Raw genomic sequence first — 16,027 nt, forward strand, 5'->3', positions numbered from 1 at the left:
GTTAAGAGTTTTGTGCTTCTAAAGCATCCCAAAACTCATATGCTTTACGTAAGTGAGGAATAACAATAGTTCCTCCTACCAAAGTTGCAATACTTAATGATTCAACAACTTCTTCTTTAGTCAAACCTTCCTTATAGCAAGTCTCTAAATGGTATTTTATACAATCATCACATCTTAGAACGGTAGAAGCAACTAAACCTAATAATTCTTTAGTCTTTACATCTAATGCGCCTTTCATGAAAGCATTGGTGTCAAGATTGAAAATTCTTTTAATAATTTTATTATTGTCTTCTAGAATACGAGCGTTCATTTTCTCTCTGTATTCATTAAATTCATCAACTATAGTACTCATTTGGTTTGTGGGATTAATTCTTTGTTTTGTCTTTTGACAACTATTTTAGAAATAAAAATACTTACTTCGTATAAAATCAATATTGGAATCGCTACGATTACCTGACTAGCAATATCTGGTGGAGTTATAACCGCGGATAAAATTAGTACGATAACCAGAGCAAATTTTCGATATTTCTTTAAAAACTGAGGTGTTACAAGACCTACTTTAGTTAGGAAAAACATAATAACAGGTAGCTCAAATATCAATCCACAGGCAATTACTGAAGCTCTAACTAATGCAATATAACTGTCAATATCAAACTCGTTTAGTACTTCTTTACTCACTTGATATCCTCCCAGAAAATTTATAGAAAGTGGTGTGATAATGTAATATCCGAAAAGTACTCCTAAGAAAAATAAGAAAGAACAAATAATAATAAATCCTTTCGAATGCTTTCTTTCTTTTTCGTACAAAGCGGGAGAAATAAATTTCCAAAATTCATATAAAACATAAGGAAATGCAGCTATAAAACCTGCAGTAATAGAAGTCCATATGTGTACGGAAAATTGACCAGCTACTTTTCTACTTTGGACGCTAAAAGGTAATTCTTGGAAACATAAACTTTCATCCAACCCTAAAAGTTTAGATAAATTACAAAGTCCTTTGTACGTTGGAAAATCAGGTTTTTTAGGACCAAAAATTAACACGTCAAAAATGAATTCTTTTGCTATAAAAGCTGCAATACCAGCAATCAAAACCGCTACGGTTGCCCTAATTAGATGCCATCTCAATTCTTCAAGATGATCCAAAAAAGACATGGATTGTGGATCTTTTGTTATCTTCTTTCCCATTATAATATACCTTCTCTCATTAGATCATGAATATGCAAAAGTCCGGCATAATTACCTTTTTCCTCAGCTAAAAGTTGTGAAATACCATATTCTTCCAAGCGATCAAGTGCATCAACTGCCATAGCTTCAATATCAATTCTTTTAGGATTTGGAGACATGATATCTTTTGCAGTTAATCCAGCAAAAGAAGTATTTGTAGTTAACATTCTACGTAAATCTCCATCAGTAATGATCCCTATGATTTTATTATTTTCAGTTACTGCGGTAGCTCCCAATCTTTTTTCGGTCATTTCTACAATAACAGCATTGATATCTGAGTCTGGACTAACTTCAGGTTTCTCGTTGTTGGAAACAATATCTTGTACTCTGAGGTATAATTTTTTACCTAATGCTCCTCCAGGATGATATTTTGCAAAGTCGTTACTAGAAAAACCTTTAAGATTTAATAAGGATACGGCTACTGCATCACCCATAACTAATTGTGCCGTTGTGCTTGTTGTGGGTGCTAAATTATTTGGGCAAGCTTCTTTTTCTACATAAGCATGCAAAACAAAATCTGCCTCTTTTCCTAAGAAAGATTCTTTATTTGAAGTAATCCCAATTAAAGTATTGTTAAAGTTTTTAATTAGGGGAACTAGCACCTTTATTTCGGGAGTATTTCCACTTTTTGAAATACAAATTACCACATCATCTTTCAGAATATTACCTAAATCTCCATGAATCGCATCTGCAGCATGCATAAATACAGCAGGAGTCCCTGTAGAATTCATGGTAGCTACTATTTTTGAAGCAATTATAGCGCTTTTTCCAATTCCAGTGATGATGACACGACCATTGGAATTGTGAATGGTATTGACGGCTTCAGCAAATTCTTTATCGATAAGTTGTTCTAGATGTGCTATAGCTCTAGCTTCTTCATTAATAGTTTGTTGCGCGAAAGAAATAATCGTATCGAGGGTGTTCAAAATTTGTAAAATTTGCGTGTTATAAATAAAGATTTTAGTATCTTTAATTATGCAAAGGTATATAATACCTTAGGAATATTAAATAATGCTGAAAAAAAGCTTTCTAAATATTAGTTTGCTTATCTTTGGTAACTTTTTAAAAAAGAACAATCCACTGAATCTGAATTGGGGAAAAAGGTTTATGTGAAAGAATTATTTTTAATTTAATTGGTATATAAAAGTTTGACAATTTAATGAGTTTGAACAAAACTGACTTACAAGGAGCTTTAAAAAAGTACTTTGGTTTTAGTCAATTTAGAGGACTGCAGGAAAAGGTGATAGAAAGTATTTTGAACAAACAAAATACTTTCGTAATAATGCCTACAGGTGGTGGAAAATCCCTTTGCTACCAACTCCCTGCCTTAATGTGCGAAGGAACAGCAATCGTAGTTTCTCCGCTAATCGCATTAATGAAAAATCAAGTAGATGCTATTCGAAGTATTTCTTCCGAAGAAGGAATAGCACATGTGCTAAATTCATCCCTGAACAAATCTGAAGTAAAAAGAGTAAAGGGCGATATCGTTAATGGAGTTACTAAATTATTATATGTTGCTCCAGAATCATTGACAAAAGAGGAATATGTTGATTTTTTAAAAGAACAAAAGATTTCTTTTTTAGCGGTAGATGAGGCACATTGTATTAGCGAATGGGGTCATGATTTCAGACCTGAGTACAGAAATCTTAGAAATATTATCAAAAGAATTGGAGAAGATATTCCAATTATAGGCTTAACGGCTACTGCTACTCCTAAGGTACAAGAAGATATCTTGAAAAATTTAGGGATGAGTAATGCCGAAACTTTTAAAGCCTCTTTTAACAGACCTAATCTTTTTTATGAAATACGCCCTAAAACAAAAAATGTTGACGCGGATATTATACGTTTTGTAAAACAAAACAGTGGTAAAAGCGGAATCGTTTATTGTTTAAGTAGAAAGCGAGTAGAAGAACTAGCTCAAACCCTAGAGGTAAATGGAGTAAAAGCGGTTCCTTATCATGCTGGTTTGGATGCTAAGACCAGAGCAAAACATCAAGATATGTTCCTTATGGAAGATGTAGATGTAGTAGTTGCAACGATTGCCTTCGGAATGGGAATTGATAAACCAGATGTTCGTTTTGTAATTCATCATGATATCCCGAAAAGTATAGAGAGTTATTATCAAGAAACTGGACGTGCTGGACGTGATGGAGGAGAAGGGCACTGTTTGGCATATTATGCCTATAAAGATATTGAGAAGTTAGAGAAATTTATGAGTGGAAAACCTGTTGCAGAGCAGGAAATAGGTCATGCTTTGTTGCAAGAAGTTGTTGCTTTTGCAGAAACATCTATATCCAGACGTAAATTTATTCTGCACTATTTTGGAGAAGAATTCGATGAGGTTACTGGCGAGGGTGCTGATATGGATGATAATGTGCGTAATCCTAAAAAGAAACACGAAGCTAAGGATGAAGTGCAGTTGCTATTAAAAGTAGTTAATAAAACTGGTGAAATCTATAAGTCAAAGGATTTAGTTAATACGCTCATTGGTAAAAGCAATGCTTTAATCATTTCTCATAAAACACACGAACAACCATTTTTTGGTACCGGAAAATCAAGAGATGATAAGTATTGGATGGCACTTATTAGACAAGTGCTGGTTGCTGGATATCTAAGAAAAGATATTGAAACATATGGCGTTATTCGAATCACTGAAGAAGGAAGAAAATTCATAGAATCTCCTGTAAGTTTCATGATGACCGAAGATCATGTGTATGATGAAACTAACGATGATTCTATTATTACTGCAGCTAAATCAGGAGGAAAAGCTGGTGGAACCGATGATCGTTTGGTAGGAATGCTAAAAGATCTAAGAAAAAAAGTAGCAAAGAAATTAGGAGTACCTCCATTTGTTGTATTTCAAGATCCTTCTTTAGCTGATATGGCACTTAAATATCCAATTAGTATTGAAGAATTAGGAAATGTGCATGGAGTAGGAGAAGGAAAGGCTAAAAAATACGGAAAAGAGTTTGTGTCTCTTATCGGAAAATATGTGGAAGAAAATGATATTATGCGTCCTGATGACTTCGTTGTAAAAAGTACAGGGGCTAATAGTGGAATCAAATTATATATCATACAGAATGTAGATAGAAAACTTCCTTTAGATGATATAGCTGCTGCAAAAGGGATGGATATGCCGGAGTTTATAAAGGAAATGGAAGCAATTGTATATAGTGGGACCAAATTAAACATTACCTACTGGATCGATGAAATTTTAGATGAAGATCAACAAGAGGAGATTCATGAATATTTTATTGAAGCAGAAAGCGATAAAATTGATACTGCAATCGAAGAATTTGATGGAGATTATGATGATGAAGAGCTACGATTATATCGAATTAAATTTATTAGTGATGTAGCGAATTAGAGAATTTATTCTAAACACATATTACAAATAAAAGGCTTTGAAAATTTTCAAAGCCTTTTTGTTTTAATAAAGAAATACAAAATCTGTATTATGCCCAATCTACAATTCCATCATCACCACCATCAGTACATTGAGAGGCATTATAAATATGGATTGGGAAATTTAAAAGACAATATTGACTTGCCCCAGCGGGTTGTCTAGCAGTAGTTCCATGACAGACGTAAACACATTGACTTAATAGCATTCCTCCGTGAATTGCTCTTTGGTTTTCTTTGTTTAATTTTTCTACTCCGTTTAGGTTTAAAAGGTTTTTTAACATAAATAATAAGATTAATGATTTATATGACCTTGTATTATTTATAGACACTCAAGAAATATGTCTGCATAAGTTAATAGCATAGGGCGCTAAAATATTACCTAAAATTATGTTAAAAAATGGGGAATTTTCCTCTTTTAATTAATAAAGGGTTTTAACTTGTTGAAAGTGTGTGTAAAAGGCTTTTTTAATTTTTTAGTAAATCTAACCTGGTTTAAAAAACATTAAAAGAAACATATAAACTAGAAGTGGTTAATTCCGAATCTGGGATTAAAGTACTTTTAGAAATGTTTTTAGGAGTGTATTGTCTAAAACCAATCTTTAAACGACCTGATCCAATACCTCCACCATAAAAATAATCAGTTGTAGTATTTTCTATTTCATTTTCTGCAAAAACATTGGATTCTGTTCCGATATTAAAATCTACTGTAAGACCTCCTTCTAGAAATAGTTCGAATTTAGGGCTTAAGTAAATATGGAATCGTGGTCCAACAGCTACATTAATGCTTTTATAATCTAACTCGAATTCACTATTTGAAATAGCGAAATCTCTTCCTTCCATGGTAAAAGCTTTGTAGGTAGATTCTAAGAAAAAACTTAGATCTACTTTAGAAAATGGAATAAAGGTTTCAATAAAAACTCCATATCTAGGAACAAAAACATCATCATAATTTACATCACCAGCTGCTCCAACAATAGAATTGTGTGTAAACCCGCTTAAATCCGCCGCTGCGATAATACCGATTCTAGTTTGGTTAATTTTTTTACGAATAATGTATTCTATTTTATTACCCTTACATTCATTATATTTTTTAAAATATCGTTTAAGATCTCCTTGCGTATAAGTAAGTTTAAAAGGATCTTGATTCCCACATTTTATTTTTTCTGCTAGTTGCTCTTGATACTTATTATTTTCTTTTGGAATTACTTTCTTTCCAGGCTTCTTGCTTTCATCAGGAGTATAAAAAACTTTATAAACTAGGAGTTCAGGATATACCGTTGTTGGGTTCGTATAGAAAAAACGATGAACATCATTTTTAGAATATTGATATAAAGTGGTTTTACTTTTTAAAATCGTTCTTAAAAAGATTTTTTTGTAAGTAAGGTTTGGATCCTTTGACTTGGTAGATTTTCCAACCGTATCTCCGTTTAGATCAAATTGGAGGATATATCTTTTAAATACATAATCTTCTCCAACTCCAAATTCTTTAATATTTTCAATACTTGATGTTCTGGAAGTAGAGGAGATGTTTTTTTTCCATTGGAATTCAGTAGGATTGGTTTTCCAGGAAAGTTTTTTGATTAAGCATTCTGTTCGCTTTCCGTTATTATCAACAAAATAACCAGCTTCATAAATGCTCTGTGCCTGCATAGTGGTTATAAAAAATAAACCAACTATAAAACAAAGTAAAGATTTCATGTGTGTGACGATCTGAGTTTGCGAAGAAACAAATATAACTTTTTTATAAATAATCAGATCAGTAACATAAAAAATAAGGTGTTTTTAGATAAATAAGCTTTTTAAGTAGAAGAGAGTTCTGTTAAGGTTACAGAACTCTCTTGTTTTATTACATTTTAATCTTCTAGATCAATGAGATTACAAATAGGTAATCCAAATGTATTACAGAAAAAAGGACCTGAGTAACAGGTGTCACCTGGCTTAGGTAAAGGACAAATTGGGGACAAACCACCATTGATCTGTTTTTGCTCATTTTTATGGAGTACTATAGCTCCTTTCGATTTTAGAATGTTTTGTAACATAATATTTGGTTTTAAGTATTGGTATTATTCTTTTAGAGATTAAAAACAAGCACACACAGGATTTCCATTAAAATATATCCCTTCAAAAATACCACCACCACTTGGTCCTGTACCACATTGCCAATTTGCAGTTCCACAACAGATAGCATCCCCATTACTAGGACAAGCTTGTCCAATACCCAACATACCACCTTTGATGTTTTTTCTTTGTTTAGCGTCTAATTTTTCTACTCCTTGTAGTTCTAAAATGTTTTTTAACATAACTGTTTTATTTAAGATTAATATTCTCTATTTATTTTTTAAAGACATCCCATATGACGAATTCCATAACAATCGGGGCGACAATTATTTGGTGTACATTCTTGTGATATATCGTCATTACCATTTTCACCGCCTTGACCTATTCCATTACCAGCATGAATTGATTTTCTCTCGAAATGGTTTAATTTTTCTACTCCTTGTAATTCCAAAATGCTTTTTAACATGATTTTTGTTTTAGGTTTTTAAAATTTTTTGAATACTATTTGACATGCAAGAGTTATGATTTCATAAGGTTTTATGCATCATCTTGCCGCTATGTTAAAATTAGCGCATAGTATTTTTTCCCTAGTATTAAAAATGATCAATAAGGGTGATTATATGATAAGCGCTATGCTTTTTCGTTTAAGTAAGGTGTTTAATAAGATCGGATAACTTCGATTTGTTTCTTGTGGAAACAATCACTTTTTCTTGATCAGTAAGGATGATGGATTCTTTTTTATAAATAGAACTTATATGTTTTATGTTTATTAATGTAGATCTATTAGCTCTAAAAAAACCTTTTTTACTTAATAAGGTTTCATAATACTTGAGGGATTTGGATACCATATGTTTTTCCTTAGTATCCATCATAAAAAAAGTATAATTTCCATCAGCTTCACATCGAACGATTTTTGCTATTTCTAACGAAATATGTTCATTTCCAGTATTTACTAATAGTTTGGAATCAGAAAGGAATTCCTTGAAAAGTTCATATTTCTTTTTAGTGAAAAAGCGGTCTTTTAATTGAATGTATCTGTTAATCACATTTTTTAAACGTTCTTCATCAATAGGTTTGGTGATAAAATTAAAAGCATAGTAGGAGATTGCCTGTTCTAAAAAATCCGCATGTGCAGTAACAAAAATGACTTCAAAATTAGGATTGTATATAGCATCAAGAATTTCAAATGCAGTACCATCTAATAGTTTTATATCCATGAACACAATTTCAGGTTCGTGTTGATTGATAAGGCTAATAGCATCCTTTATATTATCAGAAAAAGCAATAATTTTAATAGAAGAAAAGTGTTGTTCAAGTAAGCTGGATAAATGCCTTCTTGCTTCTATATCATCTTCAATAAGTATTACAGGAATATCTGAAATCATTAGGAGTATAATTTGGATGTAAAAACAGTAGCTAAATTACTTATTTTTGATTTCTCCAAAACATAAATCATCGGATGAATAAGATATTGATATTATTGGTGTTTCTAGTTGCCAATCCATTATGCGCGCAACAGAAAGTTTTTACCCAAGCAGAGATTGATAGTTTTAAGCTGAGAGGCGCAAAACCTCCTCAACTTAAAGAGTTTAAAAATATGCTAGAAACTGATGAGAATTTAGTGGGTTGGATGAATTATTACCGACAAAAATGTCGGCATCATTTAGTGCAAAGAGAAGGAGATTCTATTCTTATATATGGGGAAGAAGGTTTACAGTTATTAAAAGATAAAAAACTATCTCCAGAGAAATATGATCAGGAAGGTAAATATCTGAAAGAGATTTATTTGTATATGGGAATGGCATTGGTAGATTATAAATCTAATTATAAAAAATCTACAGAATATCTTTTAAAATCGATCGATCAGATTAATAAGTATCCTGATTATAATAAAAAAGTGAATCCATGGATATTTGCAAGTTTGGCGGGGAATTATATAAATATGGGAGATAAGAAAAAGGCATTTGAGTATCGATTAGCGCTCGCAAAAGATACTGCTTATATGGCCATTCCGCAGGAAGCAGCACCTACTTATAATCATCTTGGTATTTTATATGATGAATTTGGTAAAAAGGATTCGGCATTGTATTACTACAAGAAATCTATCGAAAATCGACTAAAATATAATCACTTCTCTGGTGTAAGAGCAGCCTATAATAATATAGGAGATCTGTTCAGAGAAGAAGGAAGTCAGGATTCTGCCATCTATTATTACACGAAATCTAAAGAATCATTAGATGAGCATCCTGTAGATTATTTTTCTATATCCAAATATTTTACCTTATCTAATTATAACTATGTGTTATTAAAAAAAGGGAAATTAAATGAAGCAATTAAAGGGTTAACCACAATATTAGATTCGGTTTCTGGAATACAAAAGATTAATGAAAATGTAAAGTCCTTGAATGCAGTGACTATGGATTATTTAATCAGCGCATATACTGAGAATAATCAACCTGAGCATGCAGTTAAGGTTGCTCTTCAGAAAAGCGAATTGTTGGAAAAATATCATCAGCAAGTCTTGGATGAAAAACAAAGAGAATTAAATATTGCTTACGAAGTAAAAGAAAAAGAAGAATCTATAGAGCAGTTAGAAGCCGTAACCGAAGAACAAAAAACTATTATTAATCAACGAAATATAATAGCAGCTGTATTGCTTATTGCTCTAATATTATTAATAGGTGTTGCTTTTCTTATTCTTAGGCAAAGAAAATTGACAAATAAGTACAAGACGGCTAACTTAGAACAACGATTATTGAGATCACAATTAAATCCTCACTTTGTGTTTAATACGCTAAGTACAGTGAGTAGTTTATCCAGCAGAAAGTCAGAGAATACAGCAACCTATATTACAAAGCTGAGCGATCTCATTCGGCGAATTTTAAAAAACTCCAGAGAAGAATTTATATCGGTAGAAGATGAAGTGCAGTCGATAGAAGATTATTTGAGTCTACAATCTAATTTTTCTCAGAAGTTTAATTACCAAATCACTATTGATGAAAAAGTGGATCAAGAAACAGTTTGTATTCCGCCAATGTTTATACAGCCTTTTGTAGAGAATGCAATTGAGCATGGTTTACAAGGAGTAACAAATGGTCTTATTGACATTGCTGTAAAAAAAGATACTCATAACAAACTTTTGGAATGTAAGATTGTAGATAATGGAATTGGTTTTACGAGTTCAAACAAACTAAAAGAATTTGATGATGTTGCCTATGAATCTTTTTCAGGAAAGATTCTTGAGGAACGATTACACATTTATTCTAAATCAATGAATAAGAAAGCAAAATATACAATTAGTGAAGTGCAGGAAGGATCAGGAACAGAGGTAACGATAGCGCTACCGTATATTGAAGAATTATAAAACACGTTTCTTATTTGCGGTCAATTAGTTTAAATAATCATCAAGCATTCATCCCATAAAGTATCGAAATCTGCGCAATATTCTCTTCCAGCTTTACTACATAATACGAACATTTCTATTTGCTTTACGGGAGCAATGATTTAGAAAACAATGGAAGAATAACAGAGACGTTATTCTTCCTGCTTTGATATTAGATTATTCGCAAGCAACCTGAATTGATTGACATTCGACCTCAGTTGGTCCACATTCTCCAGTTCTTACTATGCAATCTTTTGAAAAAGGTCTGCTATCTCCAGGACAGCCTGCTTGATTTCCTGTAGGGCAGTCACACATGGACATATTGGAATTATTTCCTCCTCTAATCGCAGAACTACCAAGTCTTGAAACTACATTCTTTTTTAGAGATAAACCGCTTAATTTTTTTTTCTTCATGATTTTAATTTTAGAATAATACATTTCTGATCATTTATAGACACTCAGAACTTGTGTCTGTAAAATATAGATTGTAAAATCTGAGAAATCATGGTAGGCTGTTGTTATATCAGATTATTTGTTGTTGAGTATGATATTGTACATTAAAAATAATTAAGGTTCAATAATCTGGAAAACAAAAAGATGTAGTCGTATGTTTAAAAATGGCAAGCGTAGGAAATAAGTATTTAAGTGAAGTTTTTAATGAGTTGTGGTTTTGTTCTTGTTCTTATCTTTCTTTATTAGTAAGTATGATGAGTTCATTGATGTTTTATAAATACTTTCAATATTCATATTTGGGGAAATCTTATTGTAAAAATTCAAATATCTCTTTCATATTTGATGATTATTACAGAAATCGAATTAATCATATTTTTGTGTATCAATAGGTAACTACGTAAACACAAATCTAATTTTTTATTATATATAGTATGTTTAGAAAAAATGGCATCCTAATTCTAATTTTTTTAATCTCATTATTTAGTTTTTCTCAACAAAGAGAAGTAATTCAAACCAAGATCGATAGCTTTGAAATTTCTCCAAATACTATTGAAAAACAAGAAGAGTACAGAAAGCTCTTAGAAAGCAAACCTAATCTTTCCGGTTGGATTTATTATTACCGAAAAAAAGGTCATTACTATCTGTCTAGAAGTCAAAACGATTCTGTGTTATATTATACCGGAAAGGCAATTGAGCGATATCATGAACTAGTGGAAGTACCTTCTTTACAGGAGAGGCAAATGAAAGATATTTATTTGTATCAAGGTATTGTGCTGACCAATACTCGAAAATACAGACAATCGACAGATGCATTGTTTAAAGCTATTGATATTTCTAAAAAATATCCGAAAAGGCATCAAGGTTCTAATCCATATATCTATTCATATCTGGCTAGTAATTATATCAAAATGGGTGATAAAAAGAAAGCATTAGCATTTCGATTGCAGATTGCAAAGGATACTGTATTTATGGCGATTCCAAGAGAAGCTGGCGCTACTTATAATCGTATTGGTCTGTTGTATTTTGATAGAGGTGAAAAAGATTCTGCTGTCTATTATTATAGAAAAGCACTTAATACATATGTTGAAAGTGATAACAACGCTGGAATCAAAAGTATGTATGCTAATATCGGAAGGTGTTTTAAAGAACAAAATCAAATAGATTCAACTCTGTATTTTTATAAAAAAAGTAAGAAGTTACATGAGAAATATCCAGATGAAAACTATGGGTATGGTAAGTTGTTTATTGAAGCGAATAATGCTTTTATTTCTATAAAAGATGGTAAGTCGAAAGAAGCATTGGTTACGCTAGGTAAAGTAATGGATTCTATCAATAAAATAACCAAAATCGATGATGAGGTTGTAGGCTTGCATGATGATACCTCTGATTACTTAATAGAAGCTTATCGTAATTTGAATCAAAATGAAAAAGCTATTGAAATGGCTAGTACTAAAGATGCTTTTTTTAGAAAGTATCATCAGCAGGTGTTAGATGAACGATTAAGAGAACTGAATATAGCTTATGAAGTAAAAGAAAAAGATGAATCTATAGAGCAACTAGAAACGGTTACCGAAGAACAACAAACAATTATCAAACAAAGAACATTCATCACAATGGCATTGTTAGGGTTGTTGTTGCTAATTGTTGGAGTTGGAATATTGTTATTTAGACAACGTAAACTGAAAAGTAAATATGAAACTACTCATCTAAAACAACGATTATTAAGATCTCAACTAAACCCTCATTTTGTTTTTAATGCCTTAAATACAGTAAGTAATTTGGTTCATAAGAAATCTGATAATACGTTAACATATATTGCAAAGTTGAGTAGCTTGATTCGCTTGATTCTTAAAAATTCTAGAGAAGAGTTTGTTGCTTTAGAGGATGAATTGCAATCAGTAGAAGATTATTTAGAGTTACAATCTAACTTCTCTCAAAAATTCACCTATACCATCGAAGTAGAGGATATTATCAATCTAGAAGAAACCTTTATTCCTCCCATGTTTATTCAACCTTTTATCGAAAACTCAATTTTGCACGGACTAAATGGTATTGAGAATGGATTTATAAAAATAGACATAACTATTGATAGGGAAGAGGAACTTCTAAAATGTTATATCCAGGACAACGGTATTGGAATTACCAAATCTTCAGAAATGAAAGCAAAAGCCAATCAAGAACATCAATCTTTTTCGGGTAAAATCATTAAAGAGCGATTACAAATTTATGCCAAATCCTTAAACAAGAAAACGACCTATGTCATCAACGAAATGTCTGAAGGTACAGGTACAGAGGTGAAAGTAGTATTGCCTTATGAATTAGAGGTGTAGATCTATATTGGTTTTAACTAAAGTTTGCTTTTATTCTTAATGTGATTAGAGGTTAAAGAGGCTGAATGATCCGCTTTTTAACGCAAAATTCTGCCTCTTTAGTTTTTATTGCTACATCCGAAGACTCGATTGATTCAGAGTTGTAGCTTTTAAATATTCTAGTTGTCAGGTGATCCTGCGCAACATACTAACATCAGACCCTTTCTGAAAGTAGGAGTCCTATAACCACCAAATGGACAACTAGGAACAGCATCACAATTCGTATTAATCACGCCTCCATTGATTTTCTTTTGCGAGTCCTTGTTCAGTTTTTCAATCCCTTTGAGATTTAAAATGTTTTGTAACATAATTCTTAGTTTTAAATTTTCAAATTCCCTAAACTTTTATAGATACTTAGGTTCTGTATCTACAACTACGTGCACGAAGTGATTAAAATGTTACTTTGAGTTTTTATTTTTTTTAAAAATGAATGATACCTCCTTTATGAAAGACGTTTATAAAAATTGATGATATAAACTAAGAATTTACGGTTAGTTTTATATAGCATTATTCTTCCGACAAATAATATTCTATAGGATCATATTCATTAAATACTCAAAATCTTGTAAGAAGAAGTGTTTCTTGAATGGTATATAGTAGAAAATAGGATTAAGTGAAGCTTTTAATAAGTTCGGTAAGTTGCGGTCTAGTTCTTACCGAAACTCGAATCCTTTCTTTATTACTAAGTATAATCGCTTCTTTTTTATAAATAGAATGTATATGGCGTATATTAACCAAAGTAGACCGATTAGCCCTAAAAAAACCTTTGGGTTCTAATAGCTGTTCATAATATTTTAAAGATTCAGAAGATAGATAAGCGTTTTTTTGGATCATATGGAAACGGCAATAATTACCATCAGCTACGCACTTCATCACATCTTTTAGATCAATAACCATATGTTCGTTTCCTGTATTCAGAAATAGTTTGGAATCCGACATGAATTCTCTTAATAGTACATATTTCTGTTTAGAGAACAGACGTTCTTTCAGCTTTATATAACGTTGTAAGATTACATATAATCTATGAGGTTCAAAAGGTTTCGTTATATAGTTAAAAGCATGATAATCTAAAGACTTTTCGATGTATTCACTATGCGCAGAAATAAAGATGATTTCAAAATTATGGTTTTGTAAATTATCTAGTATATCAAAGGCATTTCCATCGATTAGCTCGATATCCATAAAAATCAATTCAGGTTCTTTAGCTTGTATGTTTTTAGCAGCATCTTTTACATTATCATACATTCCTTCAACACTAATATTAGGGAAATCTTTTTTTAATATAGCTACTAGAAACTCCTGAGCATCTTTTTCGTCTTCTACAATTATTGAAGAAATCGAATTCATCATATGGTTAGTTTTATGTATTGCCTATTTTCTATTTATAACATTTTGCAGTAATGTCTCACTACTAGTTTGTTTATCAAATGGTGTAAATGTTACTATGGTTTTTCTATTTTTTTTAATTGTGTATAAAGATTTATATTGATAACGATAAAAAATAAAAAAGTATATGAATAGATGAATTTCTTAGAAACTTTCTCCATAATGGAGAATTGATTTATAAAGATTGGTTGTTTTTGAATTTTCGTTTATATAAGAAATACAGAACCAGAATAGTAACAATCCCTAATCCAACCCATAACATCCACAAATTACTAGATTGTGGTAGCAACGTTCCTGTATCGCCAATCAATACTAGTGATGCCCAATAATGCGGAGATGCTTCTGCATCGGTATTATTATGTAGATAATTAAGTTTTGCAGTGCGTAAGGCCTCAGATTTGGTTTGTCCTTCACTTAGGTTTCTATAAAAATCAGACGTAATTGTAGCTGTGGCTTTATCATTGGTACTCCATAAAGATGGAATCACTGATTTAGCTCCAGACTGAAAAAAACCACGAGCTAAACTCATAATACCTTCACCGCTACGTACTTCTCCTAAGGATGTGTTACAGGCACTAAGCATGACTAAATCAGCATTGTTTTTTAAGGTATTTAGTTCTTTGTAATATAATTTTTCGTTTCTAAATGCAATCCATGGATTCAAGCTATCAGAAGCATTTGCGTGTGTTGCTAAATGAATGATCTTATATTTTTCCGAGTTTTTTATAAAGCTTTCTTTGGTTGCCTCTTTTTCGCTTAATATATCACCCGAATAATAAGAATTTGCAGTAGTAATCTCTTCTAAACTTTTAGATAATGTAGTTTGTTCATTATTAAAATGTACTGGTGCCACTCCTAAAAAGTCTTCCGAAGTTTTTCTTTGAACTTTTGCATTTTCCTTCATAAAGGAAAAGGAATATCCGTAACGAATCTCTGCATCTTCAATCAGATAGGAGTTTTTTGGGATGTCTGTTACTAAGGCTTCAAAAGGGATATAATTAAGTATATAATCCGCTAAAATGGTTATCTTTTTATCCTTTACTAAGCTTTGAATTTCTTTTGGGAACAAGGAGTTATGTAATGAATTAGAAAGTTTGTTATAATCTTGTATTTCTTTGGTAGTTTTAAAAGGGCGGTTTAATCGTTCTCTAAGGCTGTAGATATTTTTCTCAAATTGTTTAAGGTTATTAATCTTAAATATTTTGGTTTCTGTATTGGATATATATAATCCGTAGGCTTCAAAATCAGCTCCTGAAACATGTTTTTCCATCACATATTCTAATATCACTTCATCATTAGAAAGTGTTAGATCATTTAGCTTTGTAATGCTTGGTAAGGTACTTGATGTAAAATGGTTTGGGTATAGTGTAGAAAGTGAATCTACAAAAGAATCTAATCGTTGTTTTTCATCAAATATATGAGAAGAGATAGAATCTTTTTTGTGTTGAGAAGCAGAAGCGAGTTGATTTTGTAATGCTATGATATCAGCTTTTAAACTATTTTCTTTATCTAATAAGTTATCTGGGATTGCACTGTTTTTTTGTTCTATTTGTTGCATTAACAATAAGGCTTTTCCTTTTTCCATAAAATAAAAAGCATCATCAGTTTTATTGCTTTCATAGCACGCTTCCAGTACCATGATATATATTTCTGATGCTAAGTTTCTCCATAATAGTTTTGAAGTGCCGGAGATCTCTTCTTTTAGTAATATGTCTACCAGAACATCACAGGTATAGGCTGTTTTGATAGC

16 protein-coding genes are annotated in these 16,027 nt (G+C 31.5%); 3 read left to right on the plus strand and 13 right to left on the minus strand.

All coding sequences use genetic code 11. From position 1 onward, the window contains the following. Window position 1 precedes the first annotated feature (1 nt). From GBO31_RS25610 to GBO31_RS25620, 3 genes are read right to left on the minus strand one after another with little or no spacing between them, the layout of a single operon-like run. On the minus strand, window positions 2-352 hold the full coding sequence (locus GBO31_RS25610) for a carboxymuconolactone decarboxylase family protein (RefSeq protein WP_219011480.1): 351 nt from the start codon (window positions 350-352) through the stop codon (window positions 2-4). Then, window positions 349-1,185, minus strand: coding sequence for a twin-arginine translocase subunit TatC (gene tatC / locus GBO31_RS25615; RefSeq protein ID WP_219011481.1), 837 nt, complete (start codon window positions 1,183-1,185; stop codon window positions 349-351). The genes GBO31_RS25610 and tatC overlap by 4 nt, the downstream gene beginning before the upstream one ends. Continuing rightward, the gene (locus tag GBO31_RS25620; RefSeq protein WP_219011482.1) at window positions 1,185-2,150 is read right to left on the minus strand and encodes a KpsF/GutQ family sugar-phosphate isomerase; all 966 of its coding nucleotides are present in this window, start codon (window positions 2,148-2,150) and stop codon (window positions 1,185-1,187) included. The genes tatC and GBO31_RS25620 overlap by 1 nt, the downstream gene beginning before the upstream one ends. Window positions 2,151-2,383: 233 nt before the next feature. On the opposite strand from GBO31_RS25620, the gene GBO31_RS25625 reads away from it, so the two are divergent. Further along, window positions 2,384-4,591 (plus strand): ATP-dependent DNA helicase RecQ, encoded by a 2,208-nt coding sequence (locus GBO31_RS25625; protein WP_219011483.1) that lies wholly within the window; start codon window positions 2,384-2,386, stop codon window positions 4,589-4,591. An 88-nt stretch (window positions 4,592-4,679) separates the two neighbouring features. Here GBO31_RS25625 and GBO31_RS25630 read toward each other — a convergent pair whose 3' ends face one another. From GBO31_RS25630 to GBO31_RS25655, 6 genes are all read right to left on the minus strand, one after another. After that, window positions 4,680-4,910, minus strand: a complete 231-nt coding sequence (locus tag GBO31_RS25630) for a hypothetical protein (RefSeq protein WP_219011484.1) — start codon at window positions 4,908-4,910, stop codon at window positions 4,680-4,682. 211 nt (window positions 4,911-5,121) lie between these two features. Beyond that, on the minus strand, window positions 5,122-6,327 hold the full coding sequence (locus GBO31_RS25635; RefSeq protein ID WP_219011485.1) for a hypothetical protein: 1,206 nt from the start codon (window positions 6,325-6,327) through the stop codon (window positions 5,122-5,124). Between the two features lie 155 nt (window positions 6,328-6,482). Beyond that, window positions 6,483-6,668 (minus strand): hypothetical protein, encoded by a 186-nt coding sequence (locus GBO31_RS25640; RefSeq protein WP_219011486.1) that lies wholly within the window; start codon window positions 6,666-6,668, stop codon window positions 6,483-6,485. A gap of 39 nt (window positions 6,669-6,707) precedes the next feature. Beyond that, on the minus strand, window positions 6,708-6,929 hold the full coding sequence (locus GBO31_RS25645; RefSeq protein ID WP_219011487.1) for a hypothetical protein: 222 nt from the start codon (window positions 6,927-6,929) through the stop codon (window positions 6,708-6,710). A gap of 38 nt (window positions 6,930-6,967) precedes the next feature. Further along, the gene (locus GBO31_RS25650; protein ID WP_219011488.1) at window positions 6,968-7,153 is read right to left on the minus strand and encodes a hypothetical protein; all 186 of its coding nucleotides are present in this window, start codon (window positions 7,151-7,153) and stop codon (window positions 6,968-6,970) included. 178 nt (window positions 7,154-7,331) lie between these two features. Next, window positions 7,332-8,072, minus strand: coding sequence for a LytR/AlgR family response regulator transcription factor (locus tag GBO31_RS25655; RefSeq protein ID WP_219011489.1), 741 nt, complete (start codon window positions 8,070-8,072; stop codon window positions 7,332-7,334). 74 nt (window positions 8,073-8,146) lie between these two features. Here GBO31_RS25655 and GBO31_RS25660 point away from each other — a divergent pair, with 74 nt between their 5' ends. Further along, window positions 8,147-10,051 (plus strand): tetratricopeptide repeat-containing sensor histidine kinase, encoded by a 1,905-nt coding sequence (locus GBO31_RS25660; RefSeq protein WP_219011490.1) that lies wholly within the window; start codon window positions 8,147-8,149, stop codon window positions 10,049-10,051. Between the two features lie 195 nt (window positions 10,052-10,246). Here the strand turns inward: GBO31_RS25660 and GBO31_RS25665 are convergent, their stop codons facing one another. Next, window positions 10,247-10,483, minus strand: coding sequence for a hypothetical protein (locus tag GBO31_RS25665; protein WP_219011491.1), 237 nt, complete (start codon window positions 10,481-10,483; stop codon window positions 10,247-10,249). Between the two features lie 470 nt (window positions 10,484-10,953). On the opposite strand from GBO31_RS25665, the gene GBO31_RS25670 reads away from it, so the two are divergent. After that, on the plus strand, window positions 10,954-12,852 hold the full coding sequence (locus GBO31_RS25670; protein WP_219011492.1) for a tetratricopeptide repeat-containing sensor histidine kinase: 1,899 nt from the start codon (window positions 10,954-10,956) through the stop codon (window positions 12,850-12,852). A 158-nt stretch (window positions 12,853-13,010) separates the two neighbouring features. On the opposite strand, the gene GBO31_RS25675 is transcribed toward GBO31_RS25670, so the two are convergent. The 3 genes from GBO31_RS25675 to GBO31_RS25685 all read right to left on the minus strand — a co-directional run. Further along, on the minus strand, window positions 13,011-13,199 hold the full coding sequence (locus GBO31_RS25675) for a hypothetical protein (RefSeq protein WP_219011493.1): 189 nt from the start codon (window positions 13,197-13,199) through the stop codon (window positions 13,011-13,013). A 301-nt stretch (window positions 13,200-13,500) separates the two neighbouring features. Next, window positions 13,501-14,241 (minus strand): LytR/AlgR family response regulator transcription factor, encoded by a 741-nt coding sequence (locus GBO31_RS25680; protein ID WP_219011494.1) that lies wholly within the window; start codon window positions 14,239-14,241, stop codon window positions 13,501-13,503. 211 nt (window positions 14,242-14,452) lie between these two features. Next, window positions 14,453-16,027: CHAT domain-containing protein (locus tag GBO31_RS25685; protein ID WP_219011495.1), on the minus strand; the 1,575-nt coding region annotated here is incomplete at its 5' end.

Source organism: Aquimarina litoralis, from assembly GCF_019295435.1.
GTDB classification, from domain to species: domain Bacteria; phylum Bacteroidota; class Bacteroidia; order Flavobacteriales; family Flavobacteriaceae; genus Aquimarina; species Aquimarina litoralis_A.

Coding starts and splice junctions, on each gene's coding strand:
- GBO31_RS25675 (WP_219011493.1), bottom strand. CDS start 13,199: ATGTTACAAAACATTTTAAATCTCAAAGGGATTGAAAAACTGAACAAG.
- GBO31_RS25665 (WP_219011491.1), bottom strand. CDS start 10,483: ATGAAGAAAAAAAAATTAAGCGGTTTATCTCTAAAAAAGAATGTAGTT.
- GBO31_RS25655 (WP_219011489.1), bottom strand. CDS start 8,072: ATGATTTCAGATATTCCTGTAATACTTATTGAAGATGATATAGAAGCA.
- GBO31_RS25670 (WP_219011492.1), top strand. CDS start 10,954: ATGTTTAGAAAAAATGGCATCCTAATTCTAATTTTTTTAATCTCATTA.
- GBO31_RS25625 (WP_219011483.1), top strand. CDS start 2,384: ATGAGTTTGAACAAAACTGACTTACAAGGAGCTTTAAAAAAGTACTTT.
- GBO31_RS25610 (WP_219011480.1), bottom strand. CDS start 352: ATGAGTACTATAGTTGATGAATTTAATGAATACAGAGAGAAAATGAAC.
- tatC (WP_219011481.1), bottom strand. CDS start 1,185: ATGGGAAAGAAGATAACAAAAGATCCACAATCCATGTCTTTTTTGGAT.
- GBO31_RS25640 (WP_219011486.1), bottom strand. CDS start 6,668: ATGTTACAAAACATTCTAAAATCGAAAGGAGCTATAGTACTCCATAAA.
- GBO31_RS25660 (WP_219011490.1), top strand. CDS start 8,147: ATGAATAAGATATTGATATTATTGGTGTTTCTAGTTGCCAATCCATTA.
- GBO31_RS25680 (WP_219011494.1), bottom strand. CDS start 14,241: ATGATGAATTCGATTTCTTCAATAATTGTAGAAGACGAAAAAGATGCT.
- GBO31_RS25650 (WP_219011488.1), bottom strand. CDS start 7,153: ATGTTAAAAAGCATTTTGGAATTACAAGGAGTAGAAAAATTAAACCAT.
- GBO31_RS25645 (WP_219011487.1), bottom strand. CDS start 6,929: ATGTTAAAAAACATTTTAGAACTACAAGGAGTAGAAAAATTAGACGCT.
- GBO31_RS25635 (WP_219011485.1), bottom strand. CDS start 6,327: ATGAAATCTTTACTTTGTTTTATAGTTGGTTTATTTTTTATAACCACT.
- GBO31_RS25630 (WP_219011484.1), bottom strand. CDS start 4,910: ATGTTAAAAAACCTTTTAAACCTAAACGGAGTAGAAAAATTAAACAAA.